Consider the following 21,806-nt stretch of genomic DNA (forward strand, 5'->3'; position numbering starts at 1 on the left):
ACTACATTGTTTTTTAATTGTATACATTTCGTGACTCAATGCAAACAATTATAAAATTTGCATAAATTTGCATAAAAACCTTATTAAATGAGATTAAAATTTAAATTCCGCGTTTAAACTGGGTAAAATAGACTTAAAAAATAATGCAAAATTGCATAAATTAATAATTATTTTGCAAAAATAACCTTTTTAGTGATAAAATAGTTATCTAAAACAACCTAATTTAAGAGCTGGATGTGACTTTAAAAGAAATTGCTAAACAAGCGGATGTATCTGTTAGTACTGTCTCTCGTGTATTAAACGGCACAGCTAAGATTAGCCTGCCAGTAGCAGACAAAATAATGCAAATTGCGCAAAAAACTGGCTACTTAGACAAATTTAAGCAAAAAACTAAAAACCAATCTTTATTTCACGATAAACAAATTTTATTAGTCACCCCCAGAAACGCTGCGTTAAATCAAAGCGGTAATATTATTTCTTATACGCTTATTGAGTCACTGCGAAACTTATGCGCTGAACAAAATATTAAATTATCGTCTTTGTTAACTCACTCAGGTCAAAACTCTGCAGAAAAACTAAAACAAACCTTAAGCCAGCAAAAGTTTGATGGCATTATTTTAGTATGGGCTGACGATCCTGAGTTATTAACATCAGTTAGTGAATATTCAATGCCAAGTGTGCTGATTAATGGTGAAGACAGAAGTATGAATATTGACTCAGTCGGTTTTAGCAATCGTTATGGCGCTATGATGGCTGTGGATCACTTATTAAATAAAGGTCATAAAAACATAGGTTTGTTAAGTTATAGTGGCCGTCAAACTATTTATTTACGTGAAAGTGGCTACCGAGATAGCTTATACAATGCAAAAGTTGCATTAAACCAAGATTTGCATATCACCTGTGATGACTATAGTGACCAAGCAGCTGAAAACGCCGTAAACAATTGGCTTGATTCACATGCAGATATCCCCATTAGCGCGCTATTTTGCGTAACCGACGGCTTGGCTTTAGGCGCCATTTTAGCATTACAAAAACGGGGAATACGCGTACCTGAAGATATATCAGTTGTCGGTATGGATGGCATTTTTTCACTCGATTTAGTCGAACCAAAATTAACAACCATTAAGTTGCCGTTTGATGCTCTCCCTTTTGAAGCGTTAAAAGTATTAGAATCACAGCAAGCTGAACAAAAAACGCGTAGCTACCACCTGCATCTTGAGTTAAGTTGTAAATTAATTGAAAGAGATAGTGTTAGTTCACTCAATACATAAATAAAATCATACTATGTCAATTATAGCAATAATCAACTAGACCGCTTTTTAGCGGCCTAGTTGGTAAATATAAAAGCATGCTGCATAGCAAGCTTGTTTTACTCAATTAATTCACTAACCAGTACCGCATCAGCTTCACCACGCCAAGGCGAAATAAACAGTTGATCTTTTTTGATGGTTTTTGCAGGTGTGTATTCACCGGTTAGCGTATTAAACCATTGATAGCGTCGTTTGTTTTTACCTTCTTTTGGTTTTAAATACCAATCGCCTCGAGAAAACTGATAATTTTCTTTAGGCACATAAATCAGATAAGTTTCTTTATCATTCATCATGGTATAAGCACTGCCGTTTTTCCAGGGGATAGGTTTAAAATCGGCAAAAGTAAAGCGCTCAAAAAATGCATTTAAGTGTTTAAAATAATCAAACCTAGGAATGATAAAATCAGCTGGCTGTTGGTACGGATTATAAATAATTACATTCCACGCCGCAGCTTGCCAATAATAGGTGCTGTAAACACCCGCAAATTGCGTTAACCAATTTCGTCTAAGCGATACTTCCGGATCAGTATAGTCACCTGGGAAAACTAAATAAGGTGACTCTTCGTAACCGCCATGTTCTATGTTATATACAGGCTTGTCTTTAAATTTGTTTCTTGCGTTAATCATTAAATTATAAATATCGCTGCCCCAATCTTGGGTTGAAATAAAATCAACTTGTTCAGGATACTTAGAGCAATATTTATAATCATGTACTGTAACCAGTCGCTCATAATAATTTATGGCTCGCAAACGCTCTATTCTATTTTTTATATAAGCTTCATCCGCTCGACCGTAAAATAAAGCTTCTTTTGAAATATCCCAAATTACGTTTGGATACGCCTGATAACGCTTAACCACATAATCAAAATACATGTTATCAGCTTGGGTATTCATATCCGGCCAATTAACGAGTTTATTCCATACATAAATCATTAAGTGGGCGACCATCCGCTTATCATGCAGCAATTGCACACTTCGATCTAATTTTTGAAAAAACTCAACATTTAAGGCTGAATAGTCTGGATTATCATTGTTGCCTAAAAACGGAAAAATATCTTTTGGACCACCAAAATCATGCTCAGGATATTGTTTTAGTCTTTCGTCTTTTTCCCAAGATACATCATACGAAAATACATTCATCACAATTTGGTTGAAGCCATTTTGTTTTAAAATAGATAAAAAATGATCGCTTTTTGGGGTGCCGGTTTGATTATGATAATCAAGGGCATACAGCCAATCCATTTCAAAACCTAATAAAAAGTAAGGCGTGCCGTCTTCATAATAAAAATTCTGTTTATCTTGCGGATTTAAAACAATCGCCCCATGATTATCGGCTTTTGCTGGCTCAACAATCACCTCACCGGTTTGACCCGTTAGTAAGTCGCTTGCACTTTGAGTGATAAATTGCCACTGGCCTTGTTTTGAGGCTGAAAACCGAATGAGCCAACGATTGTTGCCATCGTAAAAAATGGGCACTGTCATTTTATCGCCATCTGGGTGGGTAAAAATAGCGTTCGCATCTAACTGAAATGGCTGCTCGATAGTTTGTTTAAGCTTTATAGGGATATCAATCACTTCCCATTTAGCCACCGCATAAACCTGCGCATGAGCCAAATGGCTTAAGCATAATAAAAAACTGCCTAAAAACGTGAAAAAAACATATTTTAAGCGTGACATCAGGCTAACTCCTTAATCTTATTTAATTGGAAATAATATTTGTTAACTTATTGAGTTAAAACCTGTATTAACTCAAAGCCATTTAAACGCAGCAGCGCATCTGTTTTTTGTGTTTGAACATTTAATTTAACCCTGCCATTGTGTGATACGTTAAACGTATGCAACGCATAACCTTTAGCGGCTTTATTCGAACCGCCGTCTCCTTTGTTGCCGCCACCGGCAGTCGACACTTTAATTTTTCTGCCGTAGGTTGGTTGATACAAATTTGGCGAGTTAAATTTATTCGCTCCTGATAATACAAAATTTAGGGGGGATACTGCTTTTTTATCGCCGCTAAGCGCATGGTGCCAAGTTTTAAGGTGGTATCGGCCTGCAGGTAAATTTGCTAGCGTTAATGTTAATTCAGAATGAGTTTGTACAGCATCTTCTACCATAAAGCTTAAATCACCCGGCACACCCCATGCATGAGTCCATGCTAGTTTGTCAGTTGCCTTAATTGTCGCTTCAATATTTTGCCCATTTAAGGCTGTAAATGAGTATTTAAACTGATTTTTTTCACTTTCAGCTACTGACCATGGTTGCCATTCATCTTGAATGTGTTGCTGTTTATTACCTAAATCAACTTGTAACTTTAATGGATCGTAGATGACACTTTGGCGACTCTTTTCATTATTTGACCAGTTTTTAGTTTTAATACTAGCCGTGCCTGATTTTAATCCTTGCGCTTGAGCGGTTAATTTAATTGTACCTGGGGTGTCACCGACTCTAAACATCACAGGTGCAACGCCATAACGCCAGCGTACCGGATTAGCCCCTATGCTCTCGTCACCAACAATTTCGGCGGGTCCATCAATTGTAAATTTAACATTGGGCGTATCACCCGCTAGTTGATTTCCATCTTTGTCTTGTATGTAAACATATGCCATCACAATACTTGAACCGTCTGCTGATAAATCATAGCCTGTGGTGTCAATTTTTAATCCAATTTGGCTGGCTTTGCCTGCTTTAACTTTGGTTTGGCTAGCAACCCGTTTTCCTTGTTTGTAGGCATTCACTGTTATTGCACCTTGTTGCCAGTCAAATGGCACAAAAATAGATGGTGAATTTAAAAATTGATTCTTATCATTATATTCGGGTTCAAATTTGCCTAAACTTTTTTGGTTATGAAAAACCTCAATTTGATCGGCATTGGTAAATATTTGCACTTTTCCATCTACTTGTGCGGCGTCTGCTGCAATTTCCACCATAGGTTTTTGCGTTAATTCTGATTGATACCAATAAAAATGAGGTTTAGGTAACCTAAATGCATCCCAGCTAGAGGCTGTCCAAGTGGATAAGTTAGGATACTCTTTGTCGCGTTTAATAAATGAGTAACCATCTTGCCCACTCCAAGCGGCTGTACCAATTAAATTAGGATCTCCTTTGTAGCGTGAAATTAACGCTTGAGCGCCTAAAGTATCCGCTGAGCTACTATGTTCCATGGCAAATAATAACTCGTTTTCGGGTCTAACCGCACCGCGATAATCCATAACAGCATATATATCTGTTACCCCAGAATGCTGGGGCCCGGTCCATAATGTACCGTTATTCATGGTCACTCTATACGGGTCTTCTTCTTTAGCGGCATAATGTAAACGCTTAACGGGGCCTCGGTGATTAATTCCAGCGCCCCACCCCCATACCGAAGGATGATTTTTATGGTTACGGATTGTTATTCTAAGTGATTCTTCTAACCTATCCATCCAAAGATCTGGGCCAAATTCAATCCAAGCTGGCGGTTCTTCAACTATTAAAATACCTAATTCATCACACGCTTGAAAAAACGCATCATCTTGTGGGTAATGAGCTAATCTAACCACATTCATCCCGGCTTGTTTCATTTTAATCGCATCATTCCGGTGTAAATTATTAGGCACAGCATCACCAATATAAGGATAGTGCTGATGGCGGTTAGCCCCAATTAACTCAATAGGCTTCCCATTTAGCAGTACACCTTCACCGAGTTTATGTTCAAACCAACGCAAACCTAACGGGTTATTTTGATTATCTAAAATTTCATTATTTTCAATTATTTGGCTATTCACACTATACAAATAAGGTGAGGCTGGCGACCATAAGTTAGGTGATGTAATGGCACTTGTCTGAAACAACACTTGATCGTCACCTGCTTTTATTACTTTATCGGTCGTTAAGGTTTTTACCACTGTCTTATTCGCATCTACAATCCGAGTCACTAATTTAATTTTTTTATCTTTGTTACTGGTGTTTTTTAATTGGCTTTTTACGGTAACAGTGGCATTCTTATGGCTAACAGAAGGGGTAGTAATAGTAATACCTGCTTGGGTTGATTCCCACGGAAAGCTAAAATAAACAGGTGCTTTGGTCACTAAATAAACATCACGATATAAACCACCAAATAAAACATAATCCGCACTATGCCCATCTGGCGGAATCGTTTTATCTTTACGGTTATCTAACTTAAGGGTGATAAGGTTATTGTCACCCTGGCGAACAAATTTTGTAATATCAAAATGAAACGGCGTATAACCACTCGTTGCATGCTCTGCTACATATGTTCCATTCACCCATAATTCAGTACGTTGATGCGCACCTTCAAATTCTAAAAAAACTTTATGTCCTGGTTTAGGATTTATATTGATCGTTTTTTGGTACCAGCTCACATCACGATGAAATGTTTTTTGAAATTTATCATCGGAACTGTCATCTAAATTGATTGAAGTAAGTTGATAACTATGCGGTAAATTCACTTTTTGCCATTTACTTGCGCCATCTTGGCTTTTTGTAAACGGAAAAGTAGACAGCTCACCCTGATGATAAAGCCAATTTTGATTAAGATTTAGTTTAGTATTTTCGCTATTTTGATTAATGGTCAACACTTGATTAGAAGAATGAGCCGTGCCAATAAATAAAAAACCTAATGCTAAAAGGTTAAAGAAAATCGTTAATTTAAATAATTTAATCCTATTAATCACAATCTGAATCCTCCTTAAATAAAATATTCAACTATTTGGCTATGTATTTTTTACAAATAACATAACATTATAATATGTATTTATATACGAATATTTTCTTTTATATTTAAGTTTTAGTTGAAAAACCTATCCAGCTTCTTTTATACTGAGACCACAATTAAGTTAATAAAACATAAATGACTATGACTAAATTTAAAAAATCAATGTTAACAACTGCTATTTTAATGGCCGCAGGCTTTAATTTAGCAGCATGTGGTGATCAAAAAGCGAATCAAAACTCTCAAGCTCAAGATACCGACAGCGCAAAAACGGCTACGGCAGAAAAAGCTTTAACGCCAGAACAAAAGTTAAAAGAAATTAAAGAAGTTGCAGACCAAGGTCCATTTAAAGCAAGTTGGGATTCATTAGAAAACTATGAAATCCCAACTTGGTACCAAGATGCCAAATTTGGTATTTTCATTCACTGGGGGGTTTACTCTGTACCTGCTCACAACGGTGAGTGGTACCCACGCTGGATGTACGATAAAGAGTACTGGGACTACAACAAATTCCATACAGAAAACTTTGGCCCTGTTACCGAATTTGGCTATAAAGACTTTATCCCTATGTTTAAAGCCGAAAAATTCGATGCTGATAAATGGTTAAAAGTAATTCAAGATTCAGGCGCTAAATATATGGTGCCAGTTGCAGAGCATCACGATGGCTTCTCTATGTATGACAACTCATACTCTCGCTGGGATTCAACTGAAATGGGTCCAAAGCGCGATATTATCGCTGAATTGAAAGAAGCAGCGTCTAAAACCGATATTCACTTTGGTTTATCAAGCCACAGAGCTGAAAACTGGTGGTTCTTCGACCGTGGCCGCTCTATGCCATCAGACGTTCAAAATGAAGAATATCGTGACCTTTATGGCCCAGCTGTTGACCGAGAAACGTCAGAAAGCGGTGAAACGCCTCCAACTAAAGAGTTTATGGATGATTGGTTGTTACGTACGGTTGAATTAGTTGATAAATACGAACCAGAACTTATTTGGTTTGACTGGTGGATGGCATCAGAACCTTTCCATGAGCACGTTCAAGAATTTACCAGCTATTATTACAACAAAGGCGTAAAATGGGAAAACATGCCTGCGCTTAACTATAAAGAGCATCAAGAAATGCGCTCGTTCCCAGATGGCTCTGCAGTATTAGATATTGAACGTGGTCAATTAGCTGACATTCGTAAACATTTCTGGCAAACAGATACCTCAGTATCTAAAACATCATGGGGTTATGTAACCAACCATGAGTATCGTACACCTAATTCTTTAGTTGATGATTTAATTGATATCGTGAGTAAAAACGGTTCAATGTTACTTAACATAGGTCCAAAACCAGATGGTACTATTCCACAAGCTGAAATTGACTTATTATCTGAAATTGGTAGCTGGTTAAAACTAAACGGCGAAGCTATTTATGGTACGCGTCCTTGGGTTATGTTCGGTGAAGGTGTAACAGAAGTAGTAGATGGTAAACATTCAAATGATGCTGAAAAACATCGTAAAGATTTTACCAAACACGACATTCGTTTCACGACTAAAGGCGATGATTTATACGCAACGATTATGGCTTGGCCAGGTGCTGGTGAAACCGTTACTATTAAATCTATCAATGCAGACAACTACAGCAAAACCATTGCTAATGTAACTATGATTGGCCATTCAGGCGAGCTAGAGTTTGAACAAACTGAAGATGGCTTGAAAGTGGTTATGCCTGCATCAGCCCCTTCTGATTATGCTCAAGTGCTTAAGATTGTTGCACAATAATCTTTATTGAGTAATAATATTTGATAAAAGCCAGAGTGATTAGACTCTGGCTTTTTGCTATTTAGCGCGACACTAATCTCATATTGTAAACAGCCCAAAATCCCCAACACACAATCAAACTGCTGCAGCTGGTTTAGTTAGATCTGATAAATAATTTGATTAAAACAAAACAATCACGTTTTAGCGTATAGATAAAAATGCATTTAAACCGCAAAAATGGTTTGCCTTGCAATCAGCAGACTTATAAATCAAATATATCCGAACCTTAATACTACTATTTATATTTAAGACGCTCAAAAAACCAAGCTATTTAAATTTTGTAAAGCCAAAAATAAACCAGAAAAACCTATTACCGCGCTTATTATTTAACTTCAAGAATCAATTATCAGCTCAAGTTAACATTTATTTTATCCTAATTTGTTTAAGCTAATCATCTGCGTATACAATAAATGAACTGACTCAATAAATTATCGCAGCAACTCAAAATTTTCAGAACTAAGGAACAAATGATATGGACTTTAGCCACACTCTCAAACAAAAAACGCAGCGATTTATTAATTCTCGCCACATGTTAAAAGCGCTCACTTTGGCTTCTTTTTTAGAATCTATAATTGTGCCTATTCCACTTGAAACAATATTAGTGCCTTTAATGCAGGCCAAACGAGATAAGCTTTGGCTGTTAGCTTTTTTAGCAACGCTGGGCTGTTTACTAGGCGCTCTCGCCGGATATGCATTTGGCTATTATTTATTTGATTTAATTGGCGATTGGGCGATTGCAAATTTTTCTGATCAGCAAACTTACGAGCATGTTAAACAACAAATGAATGTTGAAGGATTTTGGTTTGTATTAATGGTTGGGATTATTCCAATTCCTTTTCAAATTGCGATGTTAGCCGCAGGGGCAACTCAGTATCCGTTACATCTATTTTTACTGGCGGCCGTTATTGCCCGTTCATTACGCTATTTTGGTTTAGCCCTTGTGGTTTATTTTGCGGGTAACCAAGCACAACAATTAATAGCTCGCTACAGGTGGAAAGCCGTCGCTGCATTGGCACTTGGTATTCTGTTAATTTGGTTTGTTGTTAAACAATTTTAATTATAACGCTTTACATAAAATCGCTAGCAACCCCTGTTAGCGATTTTATTTTCGCTATGCTGCCATAACAGCATACTACTTACGAAAAACCCAAACCAAAAACTCATATATGATTTAATTAATTTATATAGTAAATCCACATTTGCACTTAGTCAGGCTAACTTCACCCACTTACGTTAGCGGCAATAAAAATGATAATAAAAAAACCATCAATCAATTATTTAAGCATACTACCAAAAAGCTGATAAGCCATCTTCAATAATATTGGATACGCTTAAATTTAAACATTAAATCCGTCTATTTTATTCAAAATAACTCACACTAGGATTTACCTACAAACCTACAAATTCACATAAAAATAGAAATATCGTTTACAATTAACATTAAATAAAATAAATTAGAACAATCTATGCTATCAAAATAAAATTAAGAGTATAAAATGTTAATTAAACGATTTTCCAAATTGTGTATTTTAGCGTCGGCGTCTTTAAGCGTATTGGCTTGCTCCAGCTCTGAGCAAGCCAATCAGCCATCTAAGCAAGATTCAGTCAGTAAAACGGCGCTTACTATTATTGATTTTGAGTCCGATTTACCAAATTGGGTATTAAAACAAAATGCCAATATTGGCCTTTCAAACCTAGGAGCCACTTCAGGCAAACAGGCACTTAAAATAGATTTCGATTCAGACGAACAGCAATCAAAACTCATTTTAAAACCCGAAAGTTCATGGAACTGGGATACCTTTGGCGATATTAATTTAGCAGCTGATATAACCAACCCAACCGATGTTTCTGTACATTTATTTATTGAAGTAAAAGACAGTACAGGCTGGCCGCATATCAGAAGTGTGAGCATTCCTGCTAATTCAACCGGCACTTATTACGCTGTGTTAAAAGGCGAGCAATTAAACATTAATAGTGGTTTACGCGAAGATCCTAAAGCTTGGCAATCAAATGATCATAAAATGTTTTGGATGCGCGGCCGTAAAAACTTAAACTTAGATAAAATTACGCAGGTGAGTTATTTTGTCGATACCATGAACCAAGATAAATCTTTAGTCTTTGACAATATCCGGCTCAGAAACAACCCTGCTATCGATCCCAATTTTTTAGTTAACTTAGCAGACAAATACGGTCAAAGTAATAAATTTGATTATCCGGCAAAAGTCCGCTCAGACGAACAATTAAAAACCTTAGCAAATGAAGAAATAGCTCAACTAGAGCGTGAAGGCACAATGGCCGATCGCTCAAAATTTGGCGGTTGGAAAAGTGGCCCACAAAAAGAAGCCACAGGTTATTTTCGCACCGAAAAAGTGGATGGCAAGTGGGCAATGATAGATCCTGAAGGCTACCTGTTTTTTTCATCGGCTTTAGCGAATATTCGAATTGCCAACACCACCACCATTACTGGCGTTGATTTTAAAGATGATGCGGTTCGATACGTTGACCCAGAAGACGTTACACCAGAAGATTCACTAGGTATTCGCCCTGTCTCAAAATCCGCTCAAAAAACGCGTTATATTGCCTCAGAGCGCCGTCACAATATGTTTACCTGGTTACCTGATTACGATGATGAATTAGCTAATCATTACAGCTACCGCCGCTCTGTGCATAAAGGCCCATTACATCATGGCGAAACCTATAGTTTTTATCAAGCTAACCTTGAAAGACGCTACGGCGAAACCTATCCCGATTCTTATTTAGATAAATGGCGTGATGTCACCATTAAACGTTTTAAAAACTGGGGCTTTACTTCAACCGGTAACTGGACAGATGAAAGTTTTTACCAAATGAATCAAATTCCTTATTTTGCCAATGGCTGGATTATTGGTGACTTTAAAACAGTTTCGTCAGGCGCCGATGTTTGGTCGCCAATGCCTGATCCATTTGATCCAGAATTTGCCCGCCGCGCAAAATTAACGACAAAAGTCATCGCCGATGAAGTTGAAAACAATCCTTATTGTATTGGGGTGTTTGTCGATAACGAAAAAAGTTGGGGCAACCCCTCAAGCTTGCGAGGCCGTTACGGTATTGTGATTCATACCCTGAACCGCCCAAGCAGCGAAAGCCCAACTAAAGCTGAATTTATGCGACGCCTTAAACAAAAGTATTCATCAATAGATGCGTTAAATAAAAGCTGGCAAACCCAAATTAGCTCTTGGGAAAGCTTAGATAACGGTTTTGCAATTACGGATATGCCAACGACTATGGTTGCCGATTTATCCGATTTATTAACCGCATACGCAGATAAGTACTTTAAAATTGTCCATGACGCATTAGCCGATGTGATGCCGAACCATATGTACATGGGGGTTAGAATGGCTCACTGGGGAATGACACCTGAAGCGGTAAAAGCAGCTGCCAAATATGTAGATGTAATGAGCTACAACTACTATAAAGAAGGTTTGCACGAAAAAGCTTGGGCATTTTTAGAAGAAATTGATAAACCCAGTATTATTGGCGAATTTCATATTGGCGCAACCAGTGACACTGGCTTATATCACCCGGGCTTAATTCATGCCTCTGGTCAACAAGATAGAGCCAGAATGTATAAAGAATACATGCGCACCGTGATCGACAACCCTTATATGGTTGGCGCACATTGGTTCCAGTATTTAGATTCACCTATTACTGGCCGGGCCTATGACGGTGAAAACTACAACACTGGTTTTGTCACCATGGCTGATGTGCCTTATCAAACTATGGTCGAGGCCGCAAAAGAGATTAATGCTGAACTTTACTCACGACGATTTGCTCAATAAACTGAGCTAACATAACAATCGTAATCACCCTAACTAATTAAAAAAATGGAAGCTTGAGCTTCCATTTTTTATTTCAATTTCAGTAAATAATAATTGCGAAGAATCAATCCAAGTGACAAAATGTATACAGTTTATTAACAACAAAATGGAAATAATTATGGAAAATACAGAAACTAATCCCTACCAAGCACCTGAATCTGATTTAGAAACAGGCACTCCAGAACAAAACCTTCAATTTGGCGAACCACAAAAAAAACCAACTGGACATGGCTGGCAGTGGATTAAAAGTGGATTTGATTTATTTAAACGTTCACCTGGTGGTTGGATTTTAACCATGGTCGTTGGCTTTTTGATAATGTTAGCGATAAATATCATTCCAATCGTAGGCAATATTATTATCATGCTAACCACCTATGTGTGGACCGCTGGTATTATGTACGGCTGCAGCCAGTTAGAGCAAGGTAGTAAGTTTAAATTGAGCTACTTATTTGCTGGGTTTAAGCTAGCCCCCGGAAAATTAATCGCTTTATCTGTGGTATTAGGTTTATTTGGGTTTGTTATCGCGTTAGCTTGTTTAGGCACAGTTTATATCGATATGCTTTCAGGCAATGCAGAACAACCTTTTGCTGGGCAAAATGCAACTAGTATTCTCATTAGCATTTTAATAATGGTAGCATTGTACGTGCCTTTAATGATGGCCGCTTGGTTTGCGCCACTGCTCGTAATATTTCACAATTACTCTGTATTTAGCGCACTTAAAAGCAGCTTTTTTGCGTGTTTAAAAAACCTAATGCCATTTTTAGTTTATGGTTTAATTGGTTTTTTGCTGTTATTCGTTGCTGCATTGCCCGTTGGTTTGGGCTTGTTGATCATGTTCCCAGTGCTATACGCTTCAATGTATACAGCATATAAAGATATTTACTTACAAGCAGATACTATGCATTTATAATTGCTTTAGGTATTTTTAAATAAATAACACGTAGCAGCGACTTTATGTCGCGTCCTCTTAAGACTTTATGTCGCGTCTGTTACCCCGCGTTCTTTTAAGGGGTTACGAAGCAATTAAAACCAACGCGGGGTAAACCCGCTGCTACGAAACTCATTAACGCGATGCAAAATCGCTGCTACGATTATTAATGCTCACCCTGACGCGATGTAAAATCGCTACTACGTCTCTATTCACACCTGGCATATTTAAATACATTCAAGCGCGTTTCACACCTATTCAAACAATTCGATATCCTAGTTAACCTTTTATCACCAGTTCAGGTTATTTAATTTAAACGCTGCCCGTTAAAAAATAGGCATAAAGGTTAAGCATCAGTTTTAGCCACCAATCGCCAAGTTAAAACAATCAAAACAAACCCAAAAAAATACACAAAGATCTTTTTATTGCAAAATAAATCACAATAAACCACAATTGATCCCCAATAAAGTTACATTTAACGTACTTTATTAACTCAAGCAAAACCTAAAACTAACAAACTAAATAGGAAAGATAGAGATGGAAACTAAAATTAAACTTGTAACTCGTACATTATCTGCGTCTATTGCAGTCATAAGCCTTTTATCATCTGGGTCCGCGCTAGCGGCATTTAAAAGCTGGAACCCGAACTGGAGCAGTTTAACCAATAATGTCGACCGTGCGATTACTTCTGGGGAAAAGTCAGCAATGGTCAACAATGTATCTAATGGAACAATTGATACTCGCGGTACGCAAATAAACGTAAACAATTCAGATGTTGAGAAAACGGGTACCGGAACACGTTCTGTCATGCCAAACAGTGATATGAAATGGCACAATCCATTTGGTTCAACGTATTCAACGTCACCAAGCACTCGCTGGTATCAAAAAGATGGAAATACTCAGGTGTTCAGAATATTTCCGGGTGACCAAAATTACTATGGCACCCGTGTAGGCGCTGGCCGCAGCGAAGCCTTTGCACCAAATCATTTATCGACCGTTGAAGATGACGGTAAAACCATGACGTTTTCAGCTCGTTTTCGTGTTGCTAAACATAACGGAGGAAAAGATGTCATGCTATTTCAATCAAAGGGAAGTGGCTTAAATACACAAGACGGCACCTATCCAGCCTGGGGGATTTCACTTTGGGTAGAAAAAGATGGCGATATTATTTTGGTAAAACGTAATGCCGTATTCAGTCAAAATACAAAAATAGATACTGGCTATAATGTGGGCCAAAGTTTTAATTTACGAGTTACCGATAATGGCTATAACTACAAAGCTTATATTAATAATGTTGAAAAAGCTTCAGGCACATGGGAACGAGGCGATACACCAACAGTTGCGCGCTGGGGTATTTATGTTCAAGGTGGCGAAAATGGTATTTTAAGTGGCACAGTAAACGATGAGCAAATTGTGTATGTAAGTGGTGCACGTGTTGAGCTAAATTAATTTTAACAACGCGCTTTATGCGCGTTTTTTATTTAATTTTGTTAAGCCTTAAATAAGTTGATTGCTGGTATGCATGTAACGATGAAAGTAAAAAAAAGAACCATTTTAAGTTTTGTGGTCGGTATTAGTTTAATCGTTTTATCCCTTATATTTACTAAACTGCAATCGAGCAGTCAGGTAAAAGAAAGCAAAGACTATACACAAAGCGCAAATAACACCAGCAGTCTTCTATCCCAAAATTTAAACAGGCAAAACCAACATCAAAACAAAAACACGATTAATCAGGCTAACGTACTAACAAAGCCAGACTCTTTAGAAAAGGTAATATATGCGTTAAATGAAACCAATCCCGAAAAATCGGCTTTATTATTAGACACACAAACACTCGATAATGCGTTTGCTCTCACGCTGTCTTTAGTAAAAAACTGGAGTTTGCAAACACCCAGTGCCGCATTAGATTGGCTAGAAGCGCAAAAAAACAAATTTAGTCAATCTGAATATCAAATATTATTTAGAGCTTTACTTAAAAATTATGCATTACAAGAACCTGAATTTGTATTTTATCAATTTAAAGATCTTACAACGCCGCAATTATGGAACGAGTTAATTTATGATATATCAGTTGGTTGGGCACATAAAAATGTCTATGAAGCTTGGTATTGGCTGAGCGAATTAGAACAAGAAAATATAAACAAAACTACTCATCACGGTGCCTACATAGCTGTGATGGAAATATATTTACAAGAAGACCCAATAGCAGCATCTCAACTAATTATGAATAGCGAAAATAACCATTTAAAAAAACAATTAATCCCAAAAACTGCATTAGCACTAGCCACTATAGATTTACACTCAGCTTTGAATTGGATTGAGTCTCTCAATAACAAAGCTTGGCAAGCGGCGGCAAGGTCTGCACTCGAGTCGATATAAAATCGTGGCTACGCCTATTAGCTACAAGCTTCCACTCTTTTTAACCGATAAATAAGTATTAACGACTCGGGCACTTAACGCGCCTGTATCTACCTGAAAACAAATGACACCTTGATGCTGTAACAAGCTAAGTTGTTTCTTTATATTTTGTTCAAGTAAACTGGCTGCACTGTATGACAAGGCTTGTTCAAAACTTTCAACCGGCTCAGCTGCTATGGTTTGATAAACTGGCTCGGTAATACTAATAACGGCCACTAAATGTTTTTGCTGGAGCAATTTACAAGCTTCTAGTAAATCGGAAAAATCTTCGTCTCGCAAGCAAGTCACTAACAACACTAACGAACGTTTATGCTGCTTTTGCATCAGGGTTTGCGCCGCAGCTAAATAATCACTAGCGCTGGTATCTGGGTATAAATCAAAAAAATGATTAAGCACTTGGCTTACATTTTTGCCGCCTTTTATATTTGATAACCAGCGGGTTTGCTCGCCAAAACTCATAAAACTGAGCTGGTCGCCTGTTTTAAGCGCAGTATAACTTAATAAAATTAATGCGTTTAAGGCATGGTCAAAATAACTGAGATCATCGTCTTGCACACACATGCGTTTACCAGAGTCGAGTAACACGGTCACATTTTGATTTTTTTCTTCTTGGTATTCACGTGAAATAGGTTTATTAAAACGCCCCGTTGCGGCCCAATCAATTTGACGAATACTATCGCCTTCGCGGTAGTCTCTTAATTGATTAAAATCCATTCCTGTGCCGCGTTTATTTAGCTTTTTAAGCCCTGCGTCTGCTAAATTTAAACTGGCGTTCAATCCTGCTGTCTCTGATATAGCCGAAAAGTCCGGAAATACGTTAACCTGTGAGGTTAATTTATATTGCCAAGTAACCTGCCACAAGCCTAATTTGGAGCCAAAACGCAGATAACAATGCTTTATTTTAAACGCACCTCGTCGGCTTGCTTTAATCTTATAAAGCTGAGTTTTTTGCTCGCCAGCGGCTAATTTAACATTTAATATGGGGCTGAGTTGACGCCAATCTGCTGGCGTATCATCAATCAATTTAAGTTGAATTGGGCGATCTGCTAGATTTTTGACTAATATTTTTATTGTCTGCTCAACATTCAGTGAAATACTTTTTTCGTGTTCACGCTCAATTTCAATTTTTTCAGGCCGCTGTCGGGTCAACAAAAAATCAAATAATAACCATAATAAAAAAGCCAAGATCAACGCATAAAACACCGTTAATTCAAGCTCTGGCGCCATATATTGACGATACAAAGGCAAGCCAACTGCCGCAACAATTAACCCTAATAAAATATAAAAGGATGCCAGTGCTGGCCTTAAACTTACCAGCTTCATTGGCGAGGCACATCAATTTTGCTAATCAGCTCTTCAAGCACTTGTTTTGCACTGATTCCTTCAATTTCACGCTCTGCTGATAATATAATTCGATGATGCAGCACATCGGCTACACTATTTTTTATATCATCCGGTGTTACAAATGCCTGCCCTTGGGCCAAGGCGTTCACCTTGCTGGCTTGAACTAAAGCAATACTGGCACGAATGCCAGCGCCGTGCTCTATTCCCTGCCACTCGCGAGTCGCGCGCACAATACTCACGGCATACTCCACAATTTTTTCATCAATAATGACTTTAGCCGCCATTTGCTTTAATAATTCAATTTGCTCGGCACAAATAACAGGCTCTATTGATTTGGCAAAACAGTTAGCCTCAGCTAATCCGGTATTCATTAAGGTTAACCGAATTTCATCCGCTTGCTGCGGATAATCAATGATTACTTTCATCATAAAGCGATCTAATTCAGCTTCTGGTAGCGGGTAAGTCCCTTCATTATCAATTGGATTTTGAGTTGCTAATACCATATAAGGTGATGGCAGCGGATAACTTTGGCCATCGATCGTTATTTGCTGCTCTTGCATCACTTCTAATAACGCAGCTTGAGTTTTAGCCGGCGCGCGGTTAATTTCATCTGCAAGCAATAAATTTGTAAAAGCAGGGCCTTTTCTTACTTTAAACTGGCCACTTTGCATATCTAATAATGAATGACCGGACACATCGGCTGGCATTAAATCAGGCGTAAATTGTATGCGCTGATAATTCACCGAAATAGATTGCGCTAATGCTTTAACTAACAAAGTTTTACCAAGCCCGGGTACGCCTTCAAGCAACACATGTCCACCGGCTAATAATACGGTAATTACCTGATTAACCACATTGCTTTGGCCAACCAATACCGTTTCTACAGAGCCTCGTAATTGCGTTATCCAGTCGGCTGCTTGTTGTAGTTCTGTTTCAGTCAATGCGACATCATTCATATAAGATTCCTTATCTTTTGCAAAGTGCGAACTTGACGTGTAAACCCTCGTTCGTCTTGATTAGTGTGAGCAAAAATCGATTTTTGGATCAGGGTTTTATCCAATTGAGTTAGGTCAACCAGATAATCGATTTGTTGTGCTTGATTGGCCGTTCGAAATGCAGGCCAACGCTTGCAAATTTTTTCAATCACTTGCTGTTGCAGTGCATTGGTTAACAAAGCCTGTTGCTTGTGTTGCCAGTAAAACTCAGCCGAGGCTTTAATATGTTGGTGAAAAAAGTGTTGATGTGTTTCGTTGTGCGTATAAGCTGGACCAAATTGCACGGCCTGATACCAAACAAATAAAACCAGCAATACTAAAATTAAGACGATTAAGCTTGGCGACCAGTTAGCTAAACTCACTAACCAATGATCCTGTGCAGCGCTGGTAAATAACCAAATATTTTGCCTATCGTCCACCAGCCAACGATATAAATAGGCATTGTGCGCTGAATTTAATTGGCGGTTATTCCAAATCTCAATTTCGGTTAATAAACTAACCTTACCTTGTCCTAATTTAATTTGTACAAAAGTATCACCCTGCTCATCGCCAGCGCTGGTGACAACTTGGGCATTTTCAGGGGCACTAATTCGGTAACTTTTTTCAAGATAGGCAAAAAATACATTACCGTTTTGGGTTTTAAATTCAGTTGAAAATGGGCCTTCAAATTCAAGTTTTTCCGGCGCTTTTTCAGCCTCTTCGGCTTCATCCTCTGGCTCTATGGCTGCTTTCTCATTTTCCTCTTGGCTGTCAGCTTGCTCAGAAGGTGATGAATCAGAGGTTAAGTCATCTGATTCAGTCGGCTCAATTGTTTTGGGTGGGATTGCGGTAATATTAAGCGTGTTCCAAAGTGGATGATGGATGTCTCTCGGTTGTTTGTAAAAAGCAGTGTCCATTGAAAAAATTAAGTGACCGCCTTGCTCAACCCATGCAACTATTTGCTGACTTTGATTTTGCGTTAAGCGCTTATCACTGCTGGTTAAAATTAAAACCGCATCATGCGCAGGCACAATTTTACTTTTTGCATTAGAAAATAATCTTGGATAATCATAAACCACCTTTAACGAACCTTCTGTCGATTCTGATAGTTTTTGCAAAGCTAAAAATGGCTGCTGCATTAAATTATCAGCAATGCCTATATTCACTTCGGTTTCTTTCCATTGCCAATTGTAATAGCTACAGGTGCTGATCAGTATTAATAAAATAACCACCACACCTGTGCGAACCAACTGTTTAACCTGCATTTTAATGCACTCCTGAATTCGGCGTATCAGTCAAAAATGCAGCTTGGTTTTGTTGATAAAGCTCAATTAGCTGATCTTTTTCAATTGATTGGTGCGCCCAGGCTAGTGCTATCCAGCGATTAAAAAGTAGGTGTAAATAATGATATAAATCAGCATTCACTTTTGGTTTAATTTCAGCTAAACACTCGCCTTCTGTCATCGACTGACTCAGTTTAACTGGGTACTGATTACGCACTTTTAATAAACTAGAATGCATAAGCAGTGACAGCGCCAGCCGAAAATCACCGTTTGCCAAAGCTTGCTCAAACCGACGTTTTAAATTATCCGAATTTGATAAATCCCCTTGTGATTGATCAACTTTGATAAAATCGGGCATTGGCTGCTCAAATGTGGGCACTTTTATATTCCGCCAAAAAAATAATTGTGTTCTAAAATAAAAAATAACCAATCCAATTAACGTAATAAACATGCACCACATGCCTATTTCTAAATATAAACTTAAGTTTTTCAGTAACGTTTCTAACCATTTGTAACCATCGTCTGAGTCAACCGAGTAATCTAAATTTGGTCCCACCCACTCTAAATGTCGCTGAGTTTTAATGCTTTCAAACGGAGGTTGTTTATAAACAGCCTTAACCTGCTTTTGGTAAGCGTCTAAATTAGCAGGCAAGGTTTTAACGGGTTGGCTCTCGTCGCTTTCTTTTTTATCGCTAGGGGGATTTTCAACCTCAGTCGCCATTATTGAGTTTGCATAAACAGGCTTAACAACACTCATTGGCAATGCTAAACAAACACTTATGACTAATAAGCCGCTGATAATAGGCTTGGTTAAACGTTCCGCTATTTTTTTAAACTCTAGTTCTAAATCCCAGGCTTCTAGCTCAACACGTCGATTTAAATAAAGCGAAAAGCCCGCGGTTAAATAAAAAGGGGTTATTAGGGTAAAACTAATATAAAGTAAAAGTGCCGTGGTATATTGCCAATACTGCGAATAAACCAACTGATAAATGGTAAATTCCGCAACGCCTTCTGGGGTCATTAAGCCAAAAAAAGCAAATAAGCCCATTAAAATAATCCATTCCCACAAAAAACAAATATAACCCCACCAAGCAGACTGATCGTTTATCGAGCGGTGCAATATAGATAAACGTTTTTTTAATGCCGCGCCTTTTAATTGCTCTAACTGGATAGCCGCCAAATTAAAACTACGAGTGGGGACTATGCGTCGCCAAGTCATACTTGAAAACCAAGCGTTTTTTATTTGTGCAGGAAAAGCTCGTAAGCAGCTTTGAATACTGGGCGGTGCAGAAAAAACAGCTCGGCTAACAAAAAACAATAAAGCACGCTCAAACAAAGGTTTAAAAAACCATACCGCGACAATAGCGAGTAAAGGCGAAAACCAAGCTATCGCTAAAAATAATGGCAAACTTAAGCTCAGCCAAATACACAATAAAGGGCGATACCAAAACAGAGTCATCCGGCAGCCTAAATCTATGGCTTGCCAAGCATTTCGGGGGCGTAAATGCACAATTAATTTATCAAGCTGCATGTTTAGCCCCTCGCATTAAATAATAACCAACCCATAACCAACAGATACCGCCAACTGCGTATTTAACTGAGTTAGGTATCCACTGGCTAGACGACCAAAAAGCTTCAATAAAGGCAGCAATAATTAAAAACACAAACGCGCCAAATAGCACCGGAAAAGCACGTAAAGAAGCTTGTTTAACGGCAAGGCTACGAGATAAACGCTGAGGGTTTAATAACGAATATCCAATATGAGTGCCCGCAGCTGCTGACAAAACAATCGCGGTTAATTCGAATGAACCATGGGTAATCACAAACGAAAAAAAGGTCGACTGATAGCCTATATTAATAATGTGACCGCTAATTGCGCCAAAAAAGAAACCATTAAAAATTAAAAAAAACAAAGCGCCAACCCCAAGTAATAAGCCTCCTACAAAGGTTTGAAACGCAATTTTAATATTGTTAAAAATATAGTAGCCAAACATAGCAAAATCACCGCTGGATTCACGCTCATTTAGTTGGTGCTCAGCTTGAGGGTTGTACATGCTTTCAAGGTTAGAGACCTGTGCATTATCAACAAATTGATAAATCAACTCAGGTTTGTACAAAGTTAAAACATAAGCCAATAAAGCCAATCCGTAAAACAAAATATGGTTAACAATAACCGCCCGTTTTAACACATGTACCGAGCTTGGAAAGCCGACCCGCATAAATCTAAGTAATTGATAAAAAACCTTATCTTTAGGCTTATACATTTGTGCCTGAGCCGCCATCACTAATTGATTTAACCGCGTGACAACCGTAGGGCTATACGAGCGACTTTTCGCAATTGCTAAATCATGAGTAACGGCTCGTAATAATGCGGGTAAATCAACAAAATCAGTTTGTTTTTCTTGTTTGATAAATTGCTCTAAAGTTAACCAATCTGACTCACGGTTTTTCACAAATTGAGTTTGTTTCATTATTTACCTACATATCGATTAGCCAACGCTTTTAAGCAATCTTTTGCATCTCGCTCAGTATTTAACGCAGGTTTTAAAATATCAGCTAGCTCTGACGCACGCGACGCTGACAATTTTTCACTACGCTCTGCAAAATGAATGACCGCCACTTGCTCTTGCGTGGTTAATAAAAATGGCGGTTGGTATTGGGATTCAGTAGTAGATAAATTAAAGGTGTCGGTATGGGGTTCATACACCACCATAGTGTCTGCTACCCAATCACCAATTCGTTGAAAGCGTCGGGTAAACAACATACTCAGCGCACCAGACAAATAGCCAAATGGTAAAAAGTCTATTGCTCTAAATAAATTACGTGTCATAGCGCCCGGTAAAGTTAAGGGCAAACCATTGCTATATACGACCTTTAAACCAAATATTTTTTTACCCGGCGTTGAGCCCGTATAGTGCTCAAATAAAATGGGATAGAACCACTCAAGTAAAAAAATAACAATGAGCATAAGGCCAGTACCAAACTCACCTAAAAAAGCACCGATAATGGCAATAAGAATAAAGGCCGCAAACCTGAGCAATAAATCAAAGCTAAAAGCGAGCGTGCGAACGGCAATGCCCGCAGGCTGCAATTCAATATAAATGCCCTCTGCCGTTTCAACCTGCACTTGTTCGTTAATATTAACAGAGGCCATTACCCTAACCTTTTATATAAAAAGC

General features: G+C 38.1%; 15 protein-coding genes. 7 read left to right on the forward strand and 8 right to left on the reverse strand.

Translation table 11 applies throughout. The features are described from left to right. Positions 1–236 precede the first annotated feature (236 nt). On the forward strand, positions 237–1,271 hold the full coding sequence (locus OLW01_RS18010; RefSeq protein WP_268076889.1) for a LacI family DNA-binding transcriptional regulator: 1,035 nt from the start codon (positions 237–239) through the stop codon (positions 1,269–1,271). A 98-nt stretch (positions 1,272–1,369) separates the two neighbouring features. Here OLW01_RS18010 and OLW01_RS18015 read toward each other — a convergent pair whose 3' ends face one another. Beyond that, positions 1,370–2,986 carry a DUF5060 domain-containing protein gene (locus OLW01_RS18015; RefSeq protein WP_268076890.1) on the reverse strand — a complete coding sequence of 539 codons (1,617 nt, stop codon included), beginning with the start codon at positions 2,984–2,986 and terminating at the stop codon, positions 1,370–1,372. A gap of 47 nt (positions 2,987–3,033) precedes the next feature. After that, positions 3,034–5,979: a glycoside hydrolase family 2 protein gene (locus OLW01_RS18020; protein ID WP_268076891.1), complete on the reverse strand. Its 2,946-nt coding sequence runs from the start codon at positions 5,977–5,979 to the stop codon at positions 3,034–3,036. A gap of 182 nt (positions 5,980–6,161) precedes the next feature. Here OLW01_RS18020 and OLW01_RS18025 point away from each other — a divergent pair, with 182 nt between their 5' ends. From OLW01_RS18025 to OLW01_RS18050, 6 genes are all read left to right on the forward strand, one after another. Next, on the forward strand, positions 6,162–7,784 hold the full coding sequence (locus tag OLW01_RS18025) for an alpha-L-fucosidase (protein WP_268076892.1): 1,623 nt from the start codon (positions 6,162–6,164) through the stop codon (positions 7,782–7,784). Between the two features lie 511 nt (positions 7,785–8,295). Further along, positions 8,296–8,880 (forward strand): YqaA family protein, encoded by a 585-nt coding sequence (locus OLW01_RS18030; RefSeq protein ID WP_268076893.1) that lies wholly within the window; start codon positions 8,296–8,298, stop codon positions 8,878–8,880. 439 nt (positions 8,881–9,319) lie between these two features. Continuing rightward, complete coding sequence (locus OLW01_RS18035) at positions 9,320–11,641, forward strand: beta-galactosidase (RefSeq protein ID WP_268076894.1); 2,322 nt, start codon at positions 9,320–9,322, stop codon at positions 11,639–11,641. Positions 11,642–11,798: 157 nt separating this feature from the next. Next, positions 11,799–12,590, forward strand: coding sequence for a BPSS1780 family membrane protein (locus OLW01_RS18040; protein WP_268076895.1), 792 nt, complete (start codon positions 11,799–11,801; stop codon positions 12,588–12,590). 555 nt (positions 12,591–13,145) lie between these two features. Next, on the forward strand, positions 13,146–14,057 hold the full coding sequence (locus tag OLW01_RS18045) for a hypothetical protein (RefSeq protein WP_268076896.1): 912 nt from the start codon (positions 13,146–13,148) through the stop codon (positions 14,055–14,057). Positions 14,058–14,138: 81 nt separating this feature from the next. Beyond that, positions 14,139–14,987: a hypothetical protein gene (locus tag OLW01_RS18050; protein ID WP_268076897.1), complete on the forward strand. Its 849-nt coding sequence runs from the start codon at positions 14,139–14,141 to the stop codon at positions 14,985–14,987. 21 nt (positions 14,988–15,008) lie between these two features. Here OLW01_RS18050 and OLW01_RS18055 read toward each other — a convergent pair whose 3' ends face one another. From OLW01_RS18055 to OLW01_RS18080, 6 genes are read right to left on the reverse strand one after another with little or no spacing between them, the layout of a single operon-like run. After that, positions 15,009–16,349: a DUF58 domain-containing protein gene (locus OLW01_RS18055; protein WP_268076898.1), complete on the reverse strand. Its 1,341-nt coding sequence runs from the start codon at positions 16,347–16,349 to the stop codon at positions 15,009–15,011. Beyond that, complete coding sequence (locus OLW01_RS18060; protein ID WP_268076899.1) at positions 16,346–17,326, reverse strand: AAA family ATPase; 981 nt, start codon at positions 17,324–17,326, stop codon at positions 16,346–16,348. The genes OLW01_RS18055 and OLW01_RS18060 overlap by 4 nt, the downstream gene beginning before the upstream one ends. After that, positions 17,323–18,609: a DUF4350 domain-containing protein gene (locus tag OLW01_RS18065; protein ID WP_268076900.1), complete on the reverse strand. Its 1,287-nt coding sequence runs from the start codon at positions 18,607–18,609 to the stop codon at positions 17,323–17,325. Before OLW01_RS18065 ends, OLW01_RS18060 begins: the two co-directional genes overlap by 4 nt. 1 nt (position 18,610) lies before the next feature. Beyond that, complete coding sequence (locus tag OLW01_RS18070; protein WP_268076901.1) at positions 18,611–20,158, reverse strand: hypothetical protein; 1,548 nt, start codon at positions 20,156–20,158, stop codon at positions 18,611–18,613. Further along, entirely contained in the window at positions 20,148–21,098 is a 951-nt protein-coding gene (locus OLW01_RS18075) for a stage II sporulation protein M (protein ID WP_268076902.1), read from the reverse strand. Before OLW01_RS18075 ends, OLW01_RS18070 begins: the two co-directional genes overlap by 11 nt. Then, positions 21,098–21,781 carry an RDD family protein gene (locus OLW01_RS18080; RefSeq protein ID WP_268076903.1) on the reverse strand — a complete coding sequence of 228 codons (684 nt, stop codon included), beginning with the start codon at positions 21,779–21,781 and terminating at the stop codon, positions 21,098–21,100. The genes OLW01_RS18075 and OLW01_RS18080 overlap by 1 nt, the downstream gene beginning before the upstream one ends. Positions 21,782–21,806: the final 25 nt, after the last annotated feature.

Origin of the sequence: Catenovulum adriaticum (genome assembly GCF_026725475.1) — a bacterium.
GTDB classification, from domain to species: domain Bacteria; phylum Pseudomonadota; class Gammaproteobacteria; order Enterobacterales; family Alteromonadaceae; genus Catenovulum; species Catenovulum adriaticum.

Excerpts from the sequence above, each read along its gene's own strand:
- OLW01_RS18060 (WP_268076899.1), bottom strand. The coding sequence starts at position 17,326 with ATGAATGATGTCGCATTGACTGAAACAGAACTACAACAAGCAGCCGAC.
- OLW01_RS18045 (WP_268076896.1), top strand. The coding sequence starts at position 13,146 with ATGGAAACTAAAATTAAACTTGTAACTCGTACATTATCTGCGTCTATT.
- OLW01_RS18050 (WP_268076897.1), top strand. The coding sequence starts at position 14,139 with ATGAAAGTAAAAAAAAGAACCATTTTAAGTTTTGTGGTCGGTATTAGT.
- OLW01_RS18065 (WP_268076900.1), bottom strand. The coding sequence starts at position 18,609 with ATGCAGGTTAAACAGTTGGTTCGCACAGGTGTGGTGGTTATTTTATTA.
- OLW01_RS18025 (WP_268076892.1), top strand. The coding sequence starts at position 6,162 with ATGACTAAATTTAAAAAATCAATGTTAACAACTGCTATTTTAATGGCC.
- OLW01_RS18035 (WP_268076894.1), top strand. The coding sequence starts at position 9,320 with ATGTTAATTAAACGATTTTCCAAATTGTGTATTTTAGCGTCGGCGTCT.
- OLW01_RS18070 (WP_268076901.1), bottom strand. The coding sequence starts at position 20,158 with ATGCAGCTTGATAAATTAATTGTGCATTTACGCCCCCGAAATGCTTGG.
- OLW01_RS18075 (WP_268076902.1), bottom strand. The coding sequence starts at position 21,098 with ATGAAACAAACTCAATTTGTGAAAAACCGTGAGTCAGATTGGTTAACT.
- OLW01_RS18080 (WP_268076903.1), bottom strand. The coding sequence starts at position 21,781 with ATGGCCTCTGTTAATATTAACGAACAAGTGCAGGTTGAAACGGCAGAG.
- OLW01_RS18015 (WP_268076890.1), bottom strand. The coding sequence starts at position 2,986 with ATGTCACGCTTAAAATATGTTTTTTTCACGTTTTTAGGCAGTTTTTTA.
- OLW01_RS18055 (WP_268076898.1), bottom strand. The coding sequence starts at position 16,349 with ATGAAGCTGGTAAGTTTAAGGCCAGCACTGGCATCCTTTTATATTTTA.
- OLW01_RS18030 (WP_268076893.1), top strand. The coding sequence starts at position 8,296 with ATGGACTTTAGCCACACTCTCAAACAAAAAACGCAGCGATTTATTAAT.
- OLW01_RS18040 (WP_268076895.1), top strand. The coding sequence starts at position 11,799 with ATGGAAAATACAGAAACTAATCCCTACCAAGCACCTGAATCTGATTTA.